The sequence below is a fragment of the Polaromonas sp. CT11-55 genome (assembly GCF_047303325.1).
Classification (GTDB): domain Bacteria; phylum Pseudomonadota; class Gammaproteobacteria; order Burkholderiales; family Burkholderiaceae_C; genus Polaromonas.
The window spans coordinates 164,421-183,825 of sequence record NZ_JBKBEX010000007.1; the positions used below are offsets into that span (position 1 = coordinate 164,421).

The 19,405-nt window shown below is 63.9% G+C and carries 14 protein-coding genes; 5 read left to right on the forward strand and 9 right to left on the reverse strand.

Annotated elements, in window-relative coordinates:
• Positions 1 to 76: 76 nt before the first annotated feature.
• The 4 genes from ACEN8I_RS09650 to ACEN8I_RS09665 all read left to right on the forward strand — a co-directional run bounded on the left by ACEN8I_RS09650 (position 77) and on the right by ACEN8I_RS09665 (position 3,249).
• A complete protein-coding gene (locus tag ACEN8I_RS09650; protein WP_413328172.1) occupies positions 77 to 745 on the forward strand; it encodes a BON domain-containing protein in 669 nt (222 codons plus the stop codon).
• Positions 727 to 1,182, forward strand: coding sequence for a universal stress protein (locus tag ACEN8I_RS09655; RefSeq protein ID WP_413328173.1), 456 nt, complete (start codon positions 727 to 729; stop codon positions 1,180 to 1,182). Before ACEN8I_RS09650 ends, ACEN8I_RS09655 begins: the two co-directional genes overlap by 19 nt.
• An 832-nt stretch (positions 1,183 to 2,014) precedes the next feature.
• The gene (locus ACEN8I_RS09660) at positions 2,015 to 2,491 is read left to right on the forward strand and encodes a hypothetical protein (RefSeq protein WP_413328174.1); all 477 of its coding nucleotides are present in this window, start codon (positions 2,015 to 2,017) and stop codon (positions 2,489 to 2,491) included.
• Positions 2,492 to 2,604: 113 nt separating this feature from the next.
• Entirely contained in the window at positions 2,605 to 3,249 is a 645-nt protein-coding gene (locus ACEN8I_RS09665; protein ID WP_413328176.1) for a CPBP family intramembrane glutamic endopeptidase, read from the forward strand.
• A 120-nt stretch (positions 3,250 to 3,369) separates the two neighbouring features.
• Here the strand turns inward: ACEN8I_RS09665 and ACEN8I_RS09670 are convergent, their stop codons facing one another.
• The 7 genes from ACEN8I_RS09670 to ACEN8I_RS09700 all read right to left on the reverse strand — a co-directional run bounded on the left by ACEN8I_RS09670 (position 3,370) and on the right by ACEN8I_RS09700 (position 11,944).
• Entirely contained in the window at positions 3,370 to 4,182 is an 813-nt protein-coding gene (locus ACEN8I_RS09670; protein WP_413328177.1) for a hypothetical protein, read from the reverse strand.
• A gap of 415 nt (positions 4,183 to 4,597) precedes the next feature.
• Entirely contained in the window at positions 4,598 to 5,578 is a 981-nt protein-coding gene (locus ACEN8I_RS09675) for an alpha/beta hydrolase family protein (RefSeq protein ID WP_413328178.1), read from the reverse strand.
• 26 nt (positions 5,579 to 5,604) lie between these two features.
• The gene (locus ACEN8I_RS09680; protein WP_413328180.1) at positions 5,605 to 6,012 is read right to left on the reverse strand and encodes a BLUF domain-containing protein; all 408 of its coding nucleotides are present in this window, start codon (positions 6,010 to 6,012) and stop codon (positions 5,605 to 5,607) included.
• A gap of 111 nt (positions 6,013 to 6,123) precedes the next feature.
• A complete protein-coding gene (locus ACEN8I_RS09685; RefSeq protein ID WP_413328181.1) occupies positions 6,124 to 6,954 on the reverse strand; it encodes an oxidoreductase in 831 nt (276 codons plus the stop codon).
• A gap of 55 nt (positions 6,955 to 7,009) precedes the next feature.
• Positions 7,010 to 10,138: an efflux RND transporter permease subunit gene (locus tag ACEN8I_RS09690; RefSeq protein WP_413328182.1), complete on the reverse strand. Its 3,129-nt coding sequence runs from the start codon at positions 10,136 to 10,138 to the stop codon at positions 7,010 to 7,012.
• Positions 10,135 to 11,241: an efflux RND transporter periplasmic adaptor subunit gene (locus tag ACEN8I_RS09695; protein WP_413328183.1), complete on the reverse strand. Its 1,107-nt coding sequence runs from the start codon at positions 11,239 to 11,241 to the stop codon at positions 10,135 to 10,137. Before ACEN8I_RS09695 ends, ACEN8I_RS09690 begins: the two co-directional genes overlap by 4 nt.
• 85 nt (positions 11,242 to 11,326) lie before the next feature.
• Positions 11,327 to 11,944, reverse strand: a complete 618-nt coding sequence (locus ACEN8I_RS09700; RefSeq protein WP_413328184.1) for a TetR/AcrR family transcriptional regulator — start codon at positions 11,942 to 11,944, stop codon at positions 11,327 to 11,329.
• Between the two features lie 139 nt (positions 11,945 to 12,083).
• On the opposite strand from ACEN8I_RS09700, the gene ACEN8I_RS09705 reads away from it, so the two are divergent.
• Positions 12,084 to 13,544, forward strand: a complete 1,461-nt coding sequence (locus tag ACEN8I_RS09705; RefSeq protein ID WP_413328185.1) for an efflux transporter outer membrane subunit — start codon at positions 12,084 to 12,086, stop codon at positions 13,542 to 13,544.
• A 45-nt stretch (positions 13,545 to 13,589) separates the two neighbouring features.
• On the opposite strand, the gene ACEN8I_RS09710 is transcribed toward ACEN8I_RS09705, so the two are convergent.
• Both ACEN8I_RS09710 and ACEN8I_RS09715 read right to left on the reverse strand, forming a co-directional pair.
• Positions 13,590 to 15,836: a response regulator gene (locus ACEN8I_RS09710; RefSeq protein ID WP_413328186.1), complete on the reverse strand. Its 2,247-nt coding sequence runs from the start codon at positions 15,834 to 15,836 to the stop codon at positions 13,590 to 13,592.
• Positions 15,833 to 19,405: response regulator (locus tag ACEN8I_RS09715; RefSeq protein ID WP_413328187.1), on the reverse strand; the 3,573-nt coding region annotated here is incomplete at its 5' end. The genes ACEN8I_RS09710 and ACEN8I_RS09715, both read right to left, overlap by 4 nt.

A 19,405-nucleotide genomic window follows, 5' to 3' on the forward strand; every position in this document is an offset into this window, starting at 1 on the left:
AGACAGGCACCGCCTCGCCTGCCTACAGTGGCATCACCACCCTGTGGTGGTGACCACTTCATCCAAGGAACAAGCCATGAAAACCGATTTTCAGCTCAAGGCTGATGTCACCGCCGAACTGGCCTGGGAACCCGCCGTCAATTCAGCCGGCATAGGCGTTCTCGTCAATGACGGTGTGGTGACGCTCACAGGGCACCTGAACAGCTTTGCCGAAAAAGTCGCGGCGGAACGGGCGGTTCGCCGCGTGGCCGGTGTGCGCGGTCTGGCCATCGAGCTGGATGTCAAGCTGGTGGCGGACCACCAGCGCAGCGACTCCGAAATCGCCACGGCCGCCGCATCCGCGCTGCGCTGGAGCGCGCTGCTGCCGCCCGAGCGGATCAGGGTCGAGGTGGAAAAAGGCTGGCTCACCCTCACGGGCGACGTCGACTGGGCCTACCAGTGCAGAACCGCCGAGAAATGCGTGCGCGGCCTGGTGGGCGTGCGCGGCCTGTCCAACAACGTTGTGGTGAAACCCACCGTCAGCACGCGCGACGTCGCGGCGGAGATTGCCGCGGCGCTGGCACGCCAGGCCGACCGCGAAGCCCGGCATATCCAGATCGACGTGGAGGGCGGTGAGGTCACCCTGCACGGCAAGGTGCATTCCCTGGCCGAGCGCGAAGCGGCCGCCGGCGCGGCATTGGCCGCCAGGGGCGTGATACGCATCGTCAACAAACTGGAGATCGAACCATGTTCAAACGAATCCTGATCCCCGTAGACGGCAGCGAGACCGCCAACAAGGCCCTGGTCGCCGGCCTGCGCATGGCGCGCGAAACCAGCGCCAGCGTGCGGCTGCTGCATGCCATCAATGAACTGGGCGCCATGGCCGCCGATGGCACTTACTCCGGCGACGTGGCCGGCATGCTGCGCGAAGGCGGCGCCAAAGTGCTGACCGACGCTACGGCCATCGCGCAGTCGGCCGGCGTGGCGGCCGACCAGAGCCTGTGCGAAGAACCCGGCAAACGCCTGGGCGAAGTCGTGGCCGAGGCCGCCAAACTCTGGGGCGCCGACCTTGTGGTGGTCGGCTCCCACGGCCGGCGCGGCCTGGGGCGTGTGCTGCTGGGCAGCGGTGCGGAAGAGATTTTGCGATTGGCGCCTGTGCCAGTGCTGGTGGTGCGGGACGCGGCTTCGGAGGGTGGGAATTAGGCGGCGGGCAATGGCAGAGGTGCTGAGGTTATGGCATCACTCTAGTTCTTGGCGAGGTCAATTCCAACGGTTACGATAGCCATGATTTCCCCTTCCAGGTGAGTTGATGAAAACGCAGTTTCAGTGCAGACTACCTTGTACTCAAGTTACGTCGGAGCTAAAAGTTTGACCTCTCCATCGTGGCACTTTGTTGCCGTAAACCGCATCCCTGGCGGGGTGCGGCTCGCTTGGGACGGGGAAGTCCCTTCCATTCGTTAGGCTCGCGAATGCCACCCCCGCAAACCTTGTCGCACCGATGACGGCAGCCAATCGATTCAGATGTCCAGCGTGCGGGTTCTCGGTGTTCAACCGTCGGGTCACCACGTGTGAAGCTTGCAAAGCGCCACTTCCTTCCACACTGAGGTTCAGTGAGAAGGAACTCGCGCAGCTTGCCGAAGAAGCTTTGCGCATTGAGAAGATCAGACGCGACTTGGCACGAGAAGCAGAGCGCATAGAAGCAGAGAAGCAGCGCCGTCGTGGCGACGGGGGCTGAGAGCACAACGCTCCTGTGCCTGAGCGGCAAGCACAGGGAGTACCTTCACCGAGTGCGCTCTTGAAAGAGCCAGCGCAATTCTGGGTTCCCGGCGCCAAGTCTCTACAGAGTGGGTCACTGTTGCGCGGCCGTCGCAAACGCGAGCCTAACCCCTCGTTCAGCCGGACCCGCTACGGCAAGCGCCGTAAGCCCGCCCTGAGGTACATGGTGCATCATCTCAGTCCGGGCTTACGGCGCTTGCCTCCGCGAGCCGGTTAACTCGAACGTTAGGCATCACAAACCCTCTCACGGAAGCATCACATGCCTTTTGACTTGCCATCATTTGTACTAGTGCTGTTCGTCATTTTTCACGGCGTTGCCTTTGGGGCCGGTTTGTACGAGCAGCGGGTCGTCGTCCCGCGCTGGATGGGAAGGTCTCCCGACGGGGCGCGCTACCTTCATCCGGAGGCGATGCGTGTCGACGATTCGGGTCGTCGTTTCTGGGGCTTTGTCAGCACCGGACCACTAAGCCTTTTGACGCTCATCAATCTCTATTTCGCAGTCGCGAGCACAGCGCCAGTCCGTACCCTTTGGCTTGCTGCGTGTGCGGTAACGCTGGTCGAGCGTATATTTACATTCGCCTTCTTTATTCCCAATGCAATAAGGCTAATGCGCGGCGATGCCTTGTCAACGACTGCACTGCACACGGCAACAAGATGGCGCTCGCTCAATTGGCTGCGGTTAGTGCTTTCACTTGCAGGTTGGCTCCTCGCCCTGCTTGCATACGGCGCCCGCTGATGCCTGACCCTTCCTTCAAGCGGGCTGGCCTGCTGCCAGCCGCTTAAGTCAAACATTAGATGTCATCAGTGTTCCCCAGTCGCGACTCTCACCGTGGCGGGTACGCGCTGCTCGTGATTGCCGCCTTCGTCTTTTATGGCGAAATTGATGGGATCACGAATCGTGCACTGTTTTCCACGGCCCCCGCGCTGTTCTGGATCGCCGACCTCGTCTTCTATTCGCTCGTGCCACTGGCGGCGCTCGTTCACATGAAGGGGCGACTCCGAGTCACACCATCAGAATACGGGTTGCGGTCATTCGACCGATGGGACGAATTCTTCGGAACGACTCTCGTGTTCGTATTCCTGCTGGTTGCGGCATATGAGATTCCCATTCGAATCAGCTGGATCGTCCTCTATCGCACCAGCTTCGCCGAACTTGCGGAACCCTTCTTTTCCTACCACTCAGTGATCCCGGCAGGCTTGCTGCATCTTCCGGCAGTGGCCTACCTTTCACTGTCCGCAGGGATGCTTGAAAGCATTCTCTTCATCGGCTTGCCTTGGATGCTCTGGCGCGAGCGTTTCGGCAGTCTACGTGGCGGGAGCTTCGCCTTGACTTCATCCGTGCTATTCGCATCAGTGCACTGGGAGCAGGGTGCCCTGGGGGTGATCGGTGCGCTAGTGTTCGGTCTCGTTGCATGTAGGCTTTATTTGAAGATTGGCAACCTTTGGCCTGTTGTTGCGGCGCATGCGCTGGTCGACTTCGTCAAATTTTGGTAGGGTGCGCGGATTGCGCTGAAGCCTGACCCTGCGCTAAGTGTGCGTGGGCACGGTGCCATGCTCACCTTGTGCCCCCTATCCCCCGTACCCAATTCGCATTGAAGCGGCATCCGCAGGACTTTATTTACCCAACCCAATCGCCGCACGCATCTTCTCCAACTGCTCCGCGGTCGGCACCACAAAGGAGAATTGCGGGCCCAGGTCCATGGCGACGGCGAGCGGCTTGGACGGTGCCGCCAGGCCCTGGAAGGCGGCAATCGCCTTCTTGGCGGTAGCCTCCGGCACGCTGGCGTGCAGGTACAAGCCAAAGCCGACGCTGGTGGCCTTGGTCGGAACCACCACGAGGCGTGCCTGGTGCACCTTTTCGGAGCGCCCGGCCAGGCCTTTGAGGCTGGCGCCCAGTGCGGCGGGCTCGCGGGTGACGACGCCGGCCCAGGACTGCTCTTCCCACGCAAACACGGCTTTGGCGATCAGGCCCTGCTGGCCGACGGTGGCTTGCGGCGCGACGTCCTCCACATTGCCGCACAGGCCCTCGGCTTTGGCGATGGCGGCTTCCACGCCGGCGGCGGTGCCGAAGCATTTGGAGCGCTGGAGCTGGTCGAGCACGGCTTTCTGCTCGGCCGGCGGCAGGGTTTTCAGCGCCACGGCGCCCGCGTCCGTGGCGGCCTTGCCGACCACGGTGATGGCCAGCACGGCGGGCTGGACCACTTCATTGTTGAACACCGCGAGCTTGTAACCGCTCATGAGGCCGGTGACCTGGTTGGTGTAGACCCAGCAATAGGGTGTCCGCCCCGACGCGGTGATGTCGTCCACTTTCTTGATGGCATACAGCGGCGCCTGCGGCAGGCCGGCGCGGCCTATGAAGGCATGCATTTCCTGTTCGGCCACGGCGCTTTGGTAGGCGGCTTCACCGCGGAAGAGCTGGGGGTTCATGTAGGCCCCTCCATCGCAGCTTTGAGCCTGGGCAGCCGGTGTCAGGCAGGCGGCGGCCAGTGAAAAGGAAATGAGGCACAGATAACGCATGTTGGGCTCCCGAAGCAGTGGCGTTGGCATGGAGGCAGCCGGGTTGTGGCCGCCGGATTAGTAACAAAACGTCACAAGCACGCTTCGGGCCATCATACTGACACCCCCTGCAAAAAATGCTACTTTTTACTGAGGGTTGACCCGAATATTAGGTGGCAAGCGTAGCCATAAGCGTGACAAACTGCCACTCCTGCCCCCGGACTCCGCGGATCTGGGCAGCGCCTGTATCCTTGAAAAATGGGGTGTCGATGGCTGTGCACACAGAAAGCTCAAAGCCACCGCAATAGAAACGGTGCGTAGCAAAAACAAGCCCAAGCGGTGACGCTCATTGCAGCTTCTCGGCCAGGAACTTTGTGACCATTGATTCGACGCCGGCATGTACCGCCGCGCGGTCAACGTCCGAAGGGTCGAGGCACACTTCAGGCGAGGCTGTCTTCTGCGAAGGTGTGCATGGATCGGCAAACACGAAGTGCCCTCCCGAAATCTTCTGATACAGCGGCGGAACCGGCAATGTAAGCGCCAGGGTATCGGCATTTCCTTCACCTGAAAGCTTGCTCTGCTTGGGCCGGATGAGAAGGACAGGCATCGTCACAGCCCGCAGGCCGTCACGAGGAAATAGCGCCGCCAATGGGTCGAGTAACACGACAGCCTTCAAAGCGAGATGAGGAGGCAAAGGTGTCTCCCGCTCTCGCGTCAAGGGGCTAGGACTTGGCGCGCCAGGACGGCGTCCACTGGGCGCGTTGTTGCATGACATCACGTCTTCAGGATGAGCGACACAGTGCTCTGCAAAGTGAGCCTCATCCTGTATGGCGCCTGCGAGCTTCAACGCGACCGCCCCTCCCAGGGAAAAACCGACCATGCCAAGTCGCGTAGGGTCGGCATGCATTGCAAAACGAGGAGTGTCCAGCATCGCCGCCAACGCAAGTTGGACCTGGAATGGTCGAACAAACAGGCCGGCGGTCCCGTGAAATGGCGCAACCACAATGAAGCCTTGCCGAGCAAGCGACGCGGACAGCTCCTTCAACAGCAGTGGGCTGCCTCCAGTCAGGCCGCCACCATGCGACAGCAGCACCACAGGGAAGTTTCCCGCGGCCGGCTGTGCGTCATGCGTCGCCGGAACGAGAACCGGTCCAGCTTGCCATGAAACTTCATCCGCTTGCGTCGGGTACCAAATGAGCGCCTCGAAAGGTGTCGCGGCCTGTACCTCGATGCGGGCAATCCCCGCACAGAACGATTGAGTTTGACCATATGCAATAGAAAACGGTCCAAACGAAAGAAGAATAAGACCAAAGAGTAGCGTGCGCATGACCTCGCCTTAAGTTCATCCCCGGATCAAGGAAGAGCCTGTATCCTGGAAAAAAACACCCGCATCAAGTCCGTGAACGCATCCGCCGGAACGGTTTCATGCCGGCGGGCGTCCAGTTCGGCGATGTGCTCCATCTCCATGGGCTGTGCCTCAAGCGCCGCCATGGAGATGCCCTTGAAGATGCGCTCCTGGGTGGTCGTGATGTAGACGATGCGGCAGTTGTGGTGGCGCATGTCGGTGGCGATCTGCACATACTTGCGCAGCACCGCCTGCTCCGGGCCTTCAAGGATCTGGGCGAACACGCCGCCACCAAATACCAGGAGGCCGGTGATGCCCAGGGGCGGGTTGTTTTTGGCCGCGCTTTTCAGGACGCCGTTCACGGCATCTTCATTGATGCCTTCCTTGGCATCGCTGATGTAGAGTAGTCTGAGCATGGCGCGGCGCTCCTTGAACAGGACTGGCAGTATCGGGACGGGGAAACTGGGCTCCCCTGGGTGTTTGAACCCATCATCCCACTCTGCTCGCCCGTTGAACAGCGGAATCGCTCAGCCAAGCCCGAATGATTTCCTCAGGCTTGAATCCACAGGACCGGCAGGCATAAACCGCCGCAATTTGCTCAACAGGGATGCCTGCCCTGCCGGCGTGCGCCGCATGCGCCACGCGCCCAGGGCGGCTTCGACGATGGTGTTGGCCACGCCGTCGGGTTCTGGGGCGCTGTTGACGCTGTCGGCTACCGCCTGGGACACCAGGCCGCGTTCACGGTCATAGGCGGCGATTTTTGAGCTGGCCTGGGGCGAATTGAGGTCCAGGTTGGTCCGGGTGTAGTGCGGCTCGACCAGCGTGACGCGTATACCGAACTGGCGCACCTCGTGGTCCAGGGTTTCAGACAATCCTTCCACCGCATGCTTGGACGCCGAATAAAGTCCCATGTAAGGCGCAGGCAGCAAACCGAGCACGGAACTGACATTGACGATACGCCCCGAGCGCCGGGCGCGCATATGCGGAAGCACTGCCTGCGCGGTGCGCAGGATGCCGAAGACATTGGTTTCGAACAGCGACGCAGCTTCATGGATCGCGGTTTCTTCCACCGCGCCGACCATGGTCACGCCCGCGTTATTGACGAGCACGTCGATGCGCCCTGCCCGGTCGACGATGGACTGGACGGCCTGTTTGACGGATGCATCGTCGCGAACGTCCATTTCCACCAGTTCAACGCCCTGCAGCGGTTTTGTTTTTGCGATGCTGCGCACGGTGCCGAAGACCTGGCAGCCTTGCCTTGCGAACTTTTCCGCGGTGGTACGGCCTATGCCTGACGACACGCCTGTGACAACAACAACTGGGGCCGCAGCTTTAGCAGCAACTTGAGAATTCGACATGACAGGTCCCTCGATATGGATGAGTGTTTAAAAAGAAAAGCGGTGAAAAAGAAAATCAGTGGGCCAATGCGGCATCCGCCACATCGGGCTTGCCTTCGTTCGAATGGGGGACCCGCGGGCCCCCGTCCGCGGCCGGCCTGATTCCGAACCAGATGGAATACATGGCAGGCAGGAACACCAGCGTGAGAACCGTCCCGGCAAAGGTGCCGCCTATCAGGGTGTAGGCGAGCGTGCCCCAGAACACCGAATGGGTGAGCGGGATGAAGGCCAGGATGGCCGCCAGGGCGGTCAGGATCACAGGGCGTGAACGCTGCACGGTAGCCTCGACCACCGCGCGGAACGGGTCCAGGCCCTCCTGCTCGTTGTGGTGGATCTGCCCGATCAGGATCAAGGTATTGCGCATCAGGATCCCTGACAGTGCGATCAGGCCGACCAGCGCATTGATGCCGAAGGGTTGCTGGAACAGGATCAAGGTAGGCACCACGCCGATCAGGCCCAGCGGACTGGTGAGGAAGACCATGACCATCGCGGAGATCGAGCGCACCTGGAAGATGATGATCAGCAGCGTGATGGCCAGCATGATGGGGAACAGGGGCAGCATGGCCTTGGTGGCTTTGCCCGCTTCCTCGATGGCGCCGGCCTCCTCGATGCGGTAGCCGCCCGGCAGCTTGTCGATGATGGGCTGCAGCTGCGCCCTGATGGCGGTGGACACATCGGGAGGCTGCAAGCCCTCGGCGATGTCGCCGCGCACGGTGATGGTCGGCATGCGGTCGCGCCGTCGCATGACGGGCTCCTCGGTGCGCACCTCGACCTTCCCCACCTGCGACAGCGGGATGCGCTGCCCGCTGGCGCCTGTCAGGGTGAAGTCGGCAATCTTTGCCGGATCGAGCCGGGTGCCGCCGCCCGAACGGGCCACGACCTGCACCGTGCGAATGTCTTCACGCACGGCAGTCAGCGGAACGCCGCTCAGCAAAAACTGCAGTTGCTGCGCCACGGCGCTGGAGCTCAAGCCCACGGCCTGCAGGCGGTCCTGTTGCAGGGTGAAGTGCAGCGTCGGGCTGCGCGTGCCCCAGTCGTTGTTGACGGTGCGCATCATGGGGCTGGCATCCATGACCTGCTGCACCTCGGCGGCGATATTGCGCAGCGTCTGCGCATCCGGCCCGCTGACGCGGTAGGCGACGGGGAATGGCGAGTACGGGCCGAACACCAGCTGGGTGACGCGCACGCGCGCCTCGGGAGCGATGCCGTCGGCAATCGCCTTGCGCAGCCGAATCTTTAAGGCCTCGCGCTCATCCTGGTTGTCGGTGCGAATCACGATCTTGGCAAACGAAGGGTCGGGCAGCTCCGGGCCCATCGCCAGGAAGAAGCGCGGAGCGCCCTGGCCGACGTAGGCGGTGACGATCTTGGCTTCCGGCTGCTGGGCCAGCCAGGCCTCCACCTTGGCGGCTGCGGCGCTGGTCTGCACAATGGATGTGCCATAAGGCATCTGCACTTCAACCAGCACTTCGGGGCGGTCGGAGATCGGGAAGAACTGTTTCTTGACCACCGCCATGCCGAGCACCGCGACCACAAAAAAACCTGCCACCGCGCCGGCGACCAGCCACTTGCGGGCAATGACGCGCCCCAGCATCTGGCGCAAGCGGTTATAGCGCGGCGTGTCGTAGAGGGCTTCGTGGCCGCCCTCGATCTTTTTGAGGTCGGGCAACATCTTGACGCCCAGGTAGGGCGTGAACACTACAGCAACCACCCAGGAAGCGATCAGCGCGATGCCGACGATCCAGAACATATTGCTGGTGTATTCGCCCGCGGTGGATCGGGCAAAACCGTTGGGCATGAAGCCGACAGCCGTGACCAGCGTGCCCGAGAGCATGGGCGCGGCGGTGTGGCTCCAGGCATAGGCGGACGCGGCGGTGCGGCTGTAGCCCTCCTCCATCTTCACCACCATCATTTCGATGGCGATGATGGCGTCGTCCACCAGCAGGCCCAGCCCGAGGATCAGCGAGCCCAGCGTGATGCGGTCGAAGTTCTTCCCCGTCGCGGCCATCACGATGAAGACGATCGCCAGCGTCAACGGCACTGCGGCGGCGACCACGATGCCCACGCGCCAGCCCATGCTCACGAAACACACCACCATGACCACCAGCAGCGCGACGAAGAACTTGACCATGAATTCATCGACCGACGAGCTGATGTTGACCGACTGGTCCGTGACCTTGGTCAGGCTCACGCCCAGCGGCAGGTCGGCGTTGATCGCGCCAATCTCTTTATCGAGCGATTTGCCCAGGTCCAGGCCGTTCCAGCCGTCGCGCATGACGACGCCGAGCAGCAGCGCGGGCTCGCCGCCATTGCGGATCATGAAGGTTGCCGGGTCTTCATACCCGCGCTTGACGGTGGCGATGTCCGACAGTTTCAGCGTACGCCCCTGCGCCACGATCGGCGTATCGCGGATTTTCTGCAGCTCATCGAATGCGCCGTCCAGGCGGATGAAAACCTGCGGCCCTTTGGTTTCCACCGAGCCGGCCGGCGTCAATGCGTTCTGGCCGTTGAGCGCAGCAAACACCTCCTGCGTGCCCAGTCCCAGCGTGGCCAGGCGCTCGTGCGAGAACTCGACGTAAACGCGTTCGGGCTGCTCACCGACGATGTTCACTTTTTTGACGCCCGGCACGTGCAGCAGCCGCTGGCGCAGCGTCTCGGCGTCGCGCACCAGCAGGCGCTGCGGTTCGCCCTTGGCTTTCAAGGCGAACAGTGCAAAGGTAACGTCGGCATATTCGTCATTGACCATAGGCCCAATGACGCCGGCCGGAAGGTTGGCCGCTTCATCGCCCACTTTCTTGCGTGCCTGGTAGAACTGCTCCTGCACTTCCGAGGGCGGTGTGGTGTCCAGCAGGCTCAGGGTGGTGAAAGCCAGGCCGGGGCGGGTGTAGGTTTCGCTGCGGTCGTACCAGCGCAGTTCCTGCAGGCGTTTTTCCAGTTTTTCGGCGACCTGGTCCTGCATTTCCTGCGCGGTGGCGCCGGGCCAGGCGGTGATGACGGTCATCACCTTGACGGTGAAGGCCGGGTCTTCGGCCCGCCCGAGTTTGAAGAAGGAGACGAGCCCGGCCAGGGAGATCAGGCAGATCAGGAACAGGGTGACGGAGCGCTCGCGAACGGCGAGCGCCGACAGGTTGAAGCGGCCCTCGCTCATAGCTTGGCTTTCGCGACGACGGTGGCCTCGCCCGCGACCCGGACCTGCTCGCCTTCGCGCAGCAAGTGCGTGCCCAGTGCAACGATGCGCTCACCTTGCTTGAGGGTGCCGGTTACGCGCGCACTGTCGTCACCCAGGCGCTGGACCGTGACGGGCCGCCAGGACACTTTGGCCGGCTCACCCTGGATCACCCAGACGCCGGGGCCTTTGCCCGCATCGAACAGGGCGGCAATGGGTACCGACAAACCGCCTTGGGCGGCGGGAGCTGCATCCGACAACTGGATGGTGACCGTGCTGCCCAGCGGCGCGCCGGCCAACTCGCCGTCCAGCACATAACGGGCTTCGAAGGTGCGCGTCAGCCTGTCGGCGGCATCCGAGATTTGCCGGAGCCTGGCAGGAGCGCCCGCCCCTTCCTTGCCAAACAGCGCGGCCACGCCGGTTGAACCGACCGGGGGGCGCAGGGTTTCCGGCAACTGGACGACGGCTTCACGGCGGCCGGCATGCGCCAGTCGCACCACGGCCTGGCCTGCGTTGACGACCTGGCCGGCTTCGGCCAGTGTTTCCATGACGACGCCATCGGCATCGGCCACCAATTCCGCATAGCGGCTCGCGTTACGCGCCACATCGGCCTGGGCTTCAGCCGCATTGAACTGGGCCTTGGCGGCATCCGCCGCGGCCTTGACCTGGTCATAGGCCGACGCCGAAATCGCGCCGGTTCCGCGCAGGTCGCGGTAACGGGCCTCATCCTCCGCCGTCTGCTGCGCCCGCGCCCTGGCCGCAACGACCGCCTCTTGCTGGGCATGCGCCGCAAGCTTCAGGTCAACCGGGTCGATACGCGCAAGGACCTGGCCGCGTTTGACGCTTTGCCCGGCGTCCACCAGGCGCTCCAGAACCTTGCCCGGGACGCGAAAGCCCAGGTCACTTTGTACCCGGGCTGCCACGATCCCGGTGAAGGTGCGCGACGCAAGGGCCGCGTCACGCACAGTGGCCGCGCGCACCAGGGGTGCCTCGGTACGCGGATCGGAAGGCTTTTTATCGCCGCAAGCGGCTAAAACCAGCGCCAGTACAGGCAGGACAGCAAATGAAATGAGGCGGTTAGGCATGGAAATCCCGTAAAAACCAGACAGGATTTCATTTTGGAACTAGTGACCATATATGTCAATAGTCACAATCAATGCGGCCGATTAATTAAGGCGACAAGCTGCGAAGCACCAGGCTGGAAAGCTGGGCCGGCGCCTCCTCGGTGGAATCCAGGCTGTATTGCAGGAGCAAGGGATTCAGGTAAGGACGCATGACGAGGCACACCGCAGCCGTGGTCTCATCGAGGGGCGTCTTTCGCTCGAAATCCTCGGTCTCCCGTCCCAGGCGCAACAGGTCCTGCACCATGGACTGCATGTGCAGTTCGAAGGCACGCACCGCCTCCCACCGGCCGCTGGCGGCCGAGGCTGCGATGTCATAGAGCTTGCGATCCTCAAAAAACAAGCGAAGGCTTGACTCGACCATCGCCTTGAACATGCGCCTGAGTTTCTCCGGCGGACGGTCGACGGCGCCAATGGCCGCCCTGATGTCGGCTTCGATTTCGCTCAGGCAATTGGCGCAGATGAGTTCGCCAATGGCCTGCTTGGACTCGAAGAACTTGTAGATATAGGCCTTGGAAAAGCCTATGGCCTTGGCCAGGTCGGAAACGGTGGTTTTTTCGTAGCCGTAGAGGCGGAAGTGCTGCGTGGCGGCCTGGACGATCTGGTCCCGGACTTCGTGGTCGGCGGGGCCCCGGGCCGGCGCCGGGGAGGTGCTTGCTTTGGTCATGGAGAGAGCTTACCTCCTGCCGCCGGCTTGCACAATAAGTGACCATATTGTAATATAGTCACAATGGTTCTATCAGATTCATCCTTTCACGCTCGTTTTTTCACCTCACTCCACTCCACTCCACTCCGCGGAAGATGCCATGCCAATCAAACGCAGTCTCATCGTGCTGGCCATCGCCAGCCTCTCGGCCGGTTGTGCGGTCGGGCCCGATTACGCCCGGCCCGACACACCCATGCCGGATCACTACCTGGGCCAGAAAGCCCTGGAGCAACGGCAGGCCACCGCCGACGCCGATCTCGTCACCTGGTGGGAAGGCTTTGGCGATGCACAACTGAGCCGCTTCATCAAACTGGCACTGGTGCAGAACCTGGACCTTGCGCAGGCGAGCGCCCGGGTGACCCAGGCGCGTGCAGGGCTGGGAGCCGCGAATGCCGCACTGCTACCCTCCGGCAACCTGAGCGCCCAGGGAACACGCGCCTACCAGTCGGTTGAAACACCCCTGGGCCAGATCTTGAATTCGCAGCCCAATTTCGACCGCTTCGGCAGGTCTTATGAGGCCAATCTGGGGGGCAGCTGGGAGCTGGACCTGTTCGGCGGCCTACGCCGGGGACGCGAAGCAGCGCTTGCCGACTACCAGGCTTCGGAGGCCGGCGCCTCGGCGGTACGCCTGGCGGTAGCGGCGCAAACGGCCGACGTCTACATCGGCATCCGCGGCCTGCAGGCTCGCCTTGAGATTGCGCGCAAGCAAGTGCAGACGCAACAGGACCTGCTCGCCATCATCAACCAGCTCTATGGCAAGGGCCTGGCTGCCGAGCTGCAAGTGCGGCAGGCCGAAGGCGCGCTGGCCCAGGTGAAAGCCTCAGTGCCTGTGCTTGAAGCAGGGCTGGAGACGGCCATGAACGCGCTGGACGTGCTGCTGGGCACGCCGCCCGGCACACACCGGGCGGAGCTGGCGAACGCCGGCGCCATCCCGGCCGCCCCGCGAATCGCCGCCACCGGCACACCCGGCGACCTGCTCAGGCGCCGGCCCGACCTGATCGTGGCCGAGCGCCGCCTGGCTGCGTCGAACGCACGCATCGGCGTGGCGGTTGCCGAGTACTACCCCAAGCTGTCCTTGAGCGGACTGGTCGGCAGCGCGACCTCGCTGCCCGGCGGCAGGCTGTTCACCGACGGCTCCAGCCAGGCCGCCGGCGTGCTGGGCCTGCGCTGGCGCTTGTTCGATTTCGGCCGCATCAACGCGCAGATCGACCTGGCCAAGGGCCGCGAAGCCGAGGCCTTGGCCGCTTACAAGCAGGCCGTGCTGCGCGCGACGGAGGACGTGGAAAACGCCTTATCCGCTCTGGTCAAACGCGAAGACCAGGCCGGCCTGCTCACCCAGGGGGTGGACTCGCTGGGCCGGGCCAGAGGCGCCTCGTTCGCGGCCTACCAGAAGGGGGTTGTCAGCCTCGTCGAGGTTTTGCAGGCGGACGAAAACCTGTTGCGCGCTTCCGATACGCGGGCACAGGCACAAACCGAATCCGCGCGCGCGGCGGTCGCGGCTTTCAGGGCGCTGGGAGGCGGTTGGCAGCCCCGCGAAACCGAAGCAATCGCCGCCAGGTAGCGCCGCCGGCAGTGTCGGCTTTCATCGCGCTGGCGACGGACAGGCTCAGTGAGGTGAAGACCCTGCCGGAGATATTGCGGACGCAGCCGTGCCGGAATTTGGTGCCACCCCCTGCGCGTCATCCGGCCAGATCCGCATTGCGGGCGCCTGGCTGACGATGGACAGCAGGTAGTCGATGTCGGCGGGCTTGACCACGTGATGGTCGAAGCCCGCGCTCTGCGATTTCAGGCGGCTTTCGGCCTCGCCGTATCCGGTCAACGCGATCATCAGCGCATCCCTGGATTCGGGGCTGCTGCGCAGCTGACGGGCCACTTCAAAGCCGTCCATGCCGGGCAGGCCGATGTCGAGGATCAGCACGTCGGGCACGAATTCCCGGGCCACGGTGAGCGCCGCCGCGCCGTCGTTGGCGATCCTGACCACATAACCTTCGAGTTCAAGCAGGACTTTCAGCGTGTCGGCCGATGCTGGCAAGTCGTCGACGACCAGGATTTTGCGGGAGGTCGCCGGCGCCGGCCTGGCGGGAGGCGGTGCGTGGTCGGCCTCAAGCACGGCCCCCTCGGCCAGCACCCGGGCCGGGAAAAACACGGAGATGCGGCAGCCTTTGCCGCGGCCCTCGCTGTGCGCCTCCACCCTGCCCTGGTGCAGCTGCACCAGGTGCTTGACCAGTGTGAGGCCTATGCCGAGGCCGCCCTGGGCGCGGTCCAGGGCCTGGTCGCCCTGGGCGAACAGGTCAAAGATATGTGGCATGAATTCGGCCTCTATGCCCTGGCCGGTGTCCGAGACGGTGATGCACAGCTCATCGCCCCTGAATGAGGCGCCCAGCCTGATCTTTCCCCCCGGGTCGGTGAACTTGGAGGCGTTGTTCAGCAGGTTGGACAGTACCTGCGACAGGCGCACCAGGTCGCCTTGCAGGACTATCGGCTCGCCGGGAATGTCAACCGTGAGTTCCTGCTGCCTGGCGGCCAGCAAAGGGTTGCTGGCCTCGACGGCGCGCTCGCACAGGGTGGACAGCCGCACCGGCTCCACGTGCACGGTCACCTTGCCGCGGACGATGCGCGAGACGTCCAGAAGGTCATCGACCATCCTGGACATGTGGTCCACCTGGCGGGCGATCACATCGCGCGCCCAGGCCACGGTCGGGTCGGCCACCTGGGCACCGTGGATGATGTGCACCGCGTTGCGTATGGGCGCCAGCGGGTTGCGCAGCTCATGCGCCAGCATGGCGAGGAACTCGTTCTTGCGGCGGTCGGCCTCCTGCACCAGGGTGTAAAGCCTGGCGTTCTCCATGGCGATGGAGGCCCGACCCACGACTTCGCTGAGCAGGGCGGCATCGGCCTGCGCGAAGCCGCCGGCCCTGCCGAACAGGATCAACGCGCCCAGCTGCTGCTCGCCGGCCACCAGGGGGCAGACTGCCATCTCTTCATGGTCGGCCGGCAGCGCCGGCCACTCGGCGGGCGGCGTAGCCGCGGGCTGCGCCGCGCACAGCTCAGTCGCGGGCAGGAAGGCTATTTCCCGCGCGAGCATGGCGTCCCGCACCAGCGCCGCCATGGAGGGGCTCAGATCGCGCTGGCACTCCAGCAGCACCGGGCCCACGGCGGGATCCGCGCTGCCCGAAATCTTCAGACAGCGGCAGTGCAGCGCCCCATGACCGTCAAGCAGGGCGACGGCCGCCATGTCGCCCAGGCGCGGCACCGCGATGTCCGCCAGCGCATGGGCGGTGGCGTCGATATGCAGGGACATCGAAAGCCGCTGGCTGGCCTCGGCCAGGTAGGCCGCGCGGCGCGTGGCGTCTTCCGCCGCGGTGCGCGCCGCCTCGGAGCGCGCCAGCGCCTCGCGCTCGACGGCCTGCTGCTGCAGCTGCCGGTGCATGCGGTGCAGGTCGACAAACACCTTGACCTTGGAGCGCAGCACGCCGGGCACGACCGGGGACGAGATGTAGTCCACCGCGCCCAGCGCATAACCCTTGGCGGCCTGGGCCTCGTCGACGTAAGCGGTGATGAACAGGATGGGGGTCTGTGAGCTCTTTTTGTACTGCCGTATCAGGCTGGCGGTCTCCAGGCCGTCGATGTCGGGCATGTTCACGTCCAGCAGGATGGCGGCGAACTCCATCTCCAGGATCAGGCGCAGGGCCTCCCGGCCCGAACGCGCGCTGACGAGGTTCTGCCCCAGCTCCTCGAGGATGCTGCCCATGACGACGTGCTTTTCGGGCAGGTCGTCGACGATCAGGATGTTGACCGGGTCCGGGTTCAGCATGCTTGCCGGCTCCTGCGGCATGGCGAGAACGGCGCTCATCGCGGCAACCAGGCGCGCAGCACGGCGAGCAGGTTCTCCGTGTTGACGGGTTTGGACAGGTAATCCCAGGCGCCCGCCTCAATGCATTTCTCGCGGTCGCCCTTCATGGCCTTGGCGGTGACCGCGATCATGGGCAGGGTCTTGCCGGCCGGCAGCTTGCGGATCTCCTGCATGGTGACCAGGCCGTCCATGACCGGCATCATGATGTCCATCAGCACCACGCTGAGCCGGGGGTCGGAGGCAACCTTGGCGATGGCGTCATGGCCGTTGTCGGCCCAGACGATATCCATGCCCTCTTCCTCGAGCACGGTGGCCAGCGCGAAGATGTTGCGCATGTCGTCGTCGACGATCAGCACCCGCTTGCCCGCGAGCGACTTGTTGGCGTCGTGCAGGGTCCTCAAGGTGCCGCGCTGCCGCTCCGTCATGCGCGCCTCGTTCACATGCAGGGCGTGCAGGGCCAGGTCCAGCACACGCGGAACGGACCTGGCCTCGCGGAACAAATAGCCGTCGCGGGCCTGCCAGGCGGGCTGGTGCAGCGCGTCTATCGGGCCTTCGCGCCAGACCACCACCGGCAGCGGCCCTAGCACCGAGGGGGCCGGCAGGGTATGGCGCAACTGCTCGAAACCGCCCTCCAGAGATGGCTCATCGGTGATGGCGCATTCAAAGCGCGCGAAGTCCTCGGGCTTGACGTCCGCCAACGAGGCCACCGTCTGGCACAGGATGTGGCTGTGGCCCAGCAGGCCGGTGACCTCGGCGCGCAGGGCCTCGTCCTTCAAAGCCACCAGCACATGTCGCACCGGGCGCGACACATAGCGGTGCAACTGGTCCAGCATCTCGTCGAGTACCTCCTTGGCGGGGATGGGCTTGGCGATGAAGGCCATGGCGCCGCTGCGGTAGGCGCGCTCCTGAGAGTCGTCCGTGGAAATGACGCAGACCGGGATGTGGCGCACGCTGAAGTCCTGCTTGATGCGCTCCAGAACGCGCCAGCCTTCCATGTCGGGCAGGTGCATGTCCAGCGTGATGGCTGAGGGCTTGAACTCCGCCGCCAGCGTCAGCGCGCCGGCGCCCAGCGAGGTCACCAGGCCCTTGAAACCCTTGGCACGCGCGGCGTCGAGCAAGAAGCTCGCGAAGGCCAGGTCGTTCTCGACAATCAGCAGCACAAAATCGCCGGGCTGAATGTTGTGCCTGTCGTCCGCGGCTTCGTCGGCCGGCGCGGGGGCGTCCAGGGACAGGGCGGCGGCGTCGAAGCTGCTGTCCTGCTTTTCAAAACCCAGGCGGCTGATGGGCGCGGTGGTTTCCATGCGCGGCTCGGCGCTGCCGCCGGGCTTGCGCGCGCCGCGCCACGAGGAATAGGTCAGCGGCAGGTAGAGCACAAAGCTGCTGCCCTCGCCCGGCGCGCTGGACAGGCGTATCTCGCCACCCAGCAGTCGCGAGAGTTCGCGGCTGATGGCCAGGCCCAGGCCGGTGCCGCCGTACTTGCGGGAGGTGGAACCGTCGGCCTGCTGGAAGGCCTCAAAAATGATCTGCTGCTTGTCGGCGGAAATGCCTATGCCGGTGTCGGTGACGGAAAACGCCAGCACCTGCTGCGCACGATTGAGTTCCTCGTGGTCCGTGCTCCATCCGGTGAAGGCCTCCTCGATGGCGAGCGCCACATGGCCCTGGTGCGTGAACTTGAAGGCGTTGGACAGCAGGTTCTTGAGGATCTGCTGCAGGCGCTTGACGTCGGTCACCATGGACACCGGCAGCTGCAGCCCGGTGGTGATCAGGAAATCCACGTTCTTGGCCTCGGCTACGTGGCGGAAGGTGCGCTCCACATACATCTGCAGGTCGGACAGCCGCAACTCGTTGACGTCCACCACCACCGTGCCCGACTCGATCTTGGACAGGTCCAGGATGTCGTTGATCAGCATCAGGAGGTCGTTGCCCGATGAATGGATGGTCTTGGAAAACTCGACCTGCTTGGCCGTCAGGTTGCCTTCGGAGTTCTTGCACAGCTGGTCGGACAGGATCAGCAGGCTGTTGAGCGGCGTGCGCAGCTCGTGCGACATATTGGCCAGGAATTCCGACTTGTACTTGGAGGTCAGCGACAGCTGCTTGGCTTTTTCCTCAAGTGCCTGGCGGGCCTGCTCGACCTCCTGGTTCTTGCGCTCCACCTCGTCGTTCTGCTGGACCAGCAGGTGGGCTTTTTCCTGCAGCTCCTCGTTGGTCTGCTGCAGCTCTTCCTGCCGGCTTTGCAGTTCCTGCGCCAGGGACTGCGACTGGGTCAGCAGGTCTTCGGTGCGCATATTGGCCTCGATCGTGTTGATCACGATGCCGATACTTTCCGTGAGCTGGTCCAGGAAGGCCTGGTGCGTGGGGTTGAAACGCTCGACCGAGGCGAGCTCCACCACACCCCTGACCTGGCCTTCGAAGATGATGGGCAGCACCAGGATGTCCATGGGCGCCACCTCGGTGAGGCCCGACGATATCTTCAGGCCCTGCGGCATCGAAGAGGTCAGCAATATCTTCTGCTTGTCGAAAGCGCATTGGCCAATGAGGCCCTGGCCCAGGTCGATTTCCTTGCCGTAAGCGCCCTGCCCATCGGAGGCATAACTGGCCATCAGGCGCAGGCGCGGCCTTTCCTGCGTGTAGCTCAGCACATAAAACTCGGCCTGCTGGGCGCCCACCACGGGCGCCAGTTCGGACAGGATCAAATGGCCCACGGCCACCAGGTCTTTCTGGCCCTGCAGCATGCGGCTGAACTTGGCCAGATTGGTCTTGAGCCAGTCCTGCTCGGTGTTGACCTGGGTGGTGTCCTTGAGGTTGCGGATCATTTCATTGATGGTGTCCTTGAGCGCGGCCACCTCGCCCAGCGCTTCCACTGTGATGGAACGCGTCAAGTCGCCCTGTGTCACGGCGGTTGCCACCTCGGCAATGGCGCGCACCTGGGTTGTCAGGTTGGCGGCCAGCTGGTTGACGTTTTCGGTCAGGCCTTTCCAGGTACCGGCCGCGCCCGGCACCTTGGCCTGGCCGCCCAGCTTGCCCTCGACCCCTACCTCGCGCGCCACCGACGTCACCTGGTCGGCAAAAGTGGCCAGCGTGTCCGTCATGCCGTTGATGGTGTCGGCCAGCGCGGCGATCTCACCCTTGGCCTCCACGGTCAGCTTGCGCTCCAGGTCGCCGTTGGCCACGGCCGTCACCACGCGCGCAATGCCTCGCACCTGGCTGGTCAGGTTGCCGGCCATGAAGTTCACGTTGTCGGTCAAGTCCTTCCAGGTGCCGGCCACGCCCTGCACATCAGCCTGGCCGCCCAGCTTGCCTTCGGTACCCACCTCGCGCGCCACCCGCGTCACTTCAGAGGCAAAAGACCGCAGCTGGTCCACCATGGTGTTGATGGTGTTTTTGAGTTCCAGGATCTCGCCCTTGACATCCACCGTGATCTTCTTGGACAAGTCACCGGCCGCCACAGCCTTGGTCACGTCGGCGATGTTGCGCACCTGGGAGGTCAGATTACCGGCCATGAAGTTCACGTTGTCGGTCAAGTCCTTCCAGGTGCCGGCCACGCCCTGCACATCAGCCTGGCCGCCCAG

What these genes read in the sequence shown, in the direction of transcription:
- ACEN8I_RS09650 (WP_413328172.1), top strand. Translation starts at nt 77, where the DNA reads ATGAAAACCGATTTTCAGCTCAAGGCTGATGTCACCGCCGAACTGGCC.
- ACEN8I_RS09655 (WP_413328173.1), top strand. Translation starts at nt 727, where the DNA reads ATGTTCAAACGAATCCTGATCCCCGTAGACGGCAGCGAGACCGCCAAC.
- ACEN8I_RS09660 (WP_413328174.1), top strand. Translation starts at nt 2,015, where the DNA reads ATGCCTTTTGACTTGCCATCATTTGTACTAGTGCTGTTCGTCATTTTT.
- ACEN8I_RS09670 (WP_413328177.1), bottom strand. Translation starts at nt 4,182, where the DNA reads ATGAACCCCCAGCTCTTCCGCGGTGAAGCCGCCTACCAAAGCGCCGTG.
- ACEN8I_RS09675 (WP_413328178.1), bottom strand. Translation starts at nt 5,578, where the DNA reads ATGCGCACGCTACTCTTTGGTCTTATTCTTCTTTCGTTTGGACCGTTT.
- ACEN8I_RS09680 (WP_413328180.1), bottom strand. Translation starts at nt 6,012, where the DNA reads ATGCTCAGACTACTCTACATCAGCGATGCCAAGGAAGGCATCAATGAA.
- ACEN8I_RS09685 (WP_413328181.1), bottom strand. Translation starts at nt 6,954, where the DNA reads ATGTCGAATTCTCAAGTTGCTGCTAAAGCTGCGGCCCCAGTTGTTGTT.
- ACEN8I_RS09690 (WP_413328182.1), bottom strand. Translation starts at nt 10,138, where the DNA reads ATGAGCGAGGGCCGCTTCAACCTGTCGGCGCTCGCCGTTCGCGAGCGC.
- ACEN8I_RS09695 (WP_413328183.1), bottom strand. Translation starts at nt 11,241, where the DNA reads ATGCCTAACCGCCTCATTTCATTTGCTGTCCTGCCTGTACTGGCGCTG.
- ACEN8I_RS09700 (WP_413328184.1), bottom strand. Translation starts at nt 11,944, where the DNA reads ATGACCAAAGCAAGCACCTCCCCGGCGCCGGCCCGGGGCCCCGCCGAC.
- ACEN8I_RS09705 (WP_413328185.1), top strand. Translation starts at nt 12,084, where the DNA reads ATGCCAATCAAACGCAGTCTCATCGTGCTGGCCATCGCCAGCCTCTCG.
- ACEN8I_RS09710 (WP_413328186.1), bottom strand. Translation starts at nt 15,836, where the DNA reads ATGAGCGCCGTTCTCGCCATGCCGCAGGAGCCGGCAAGCATGCTGAAC.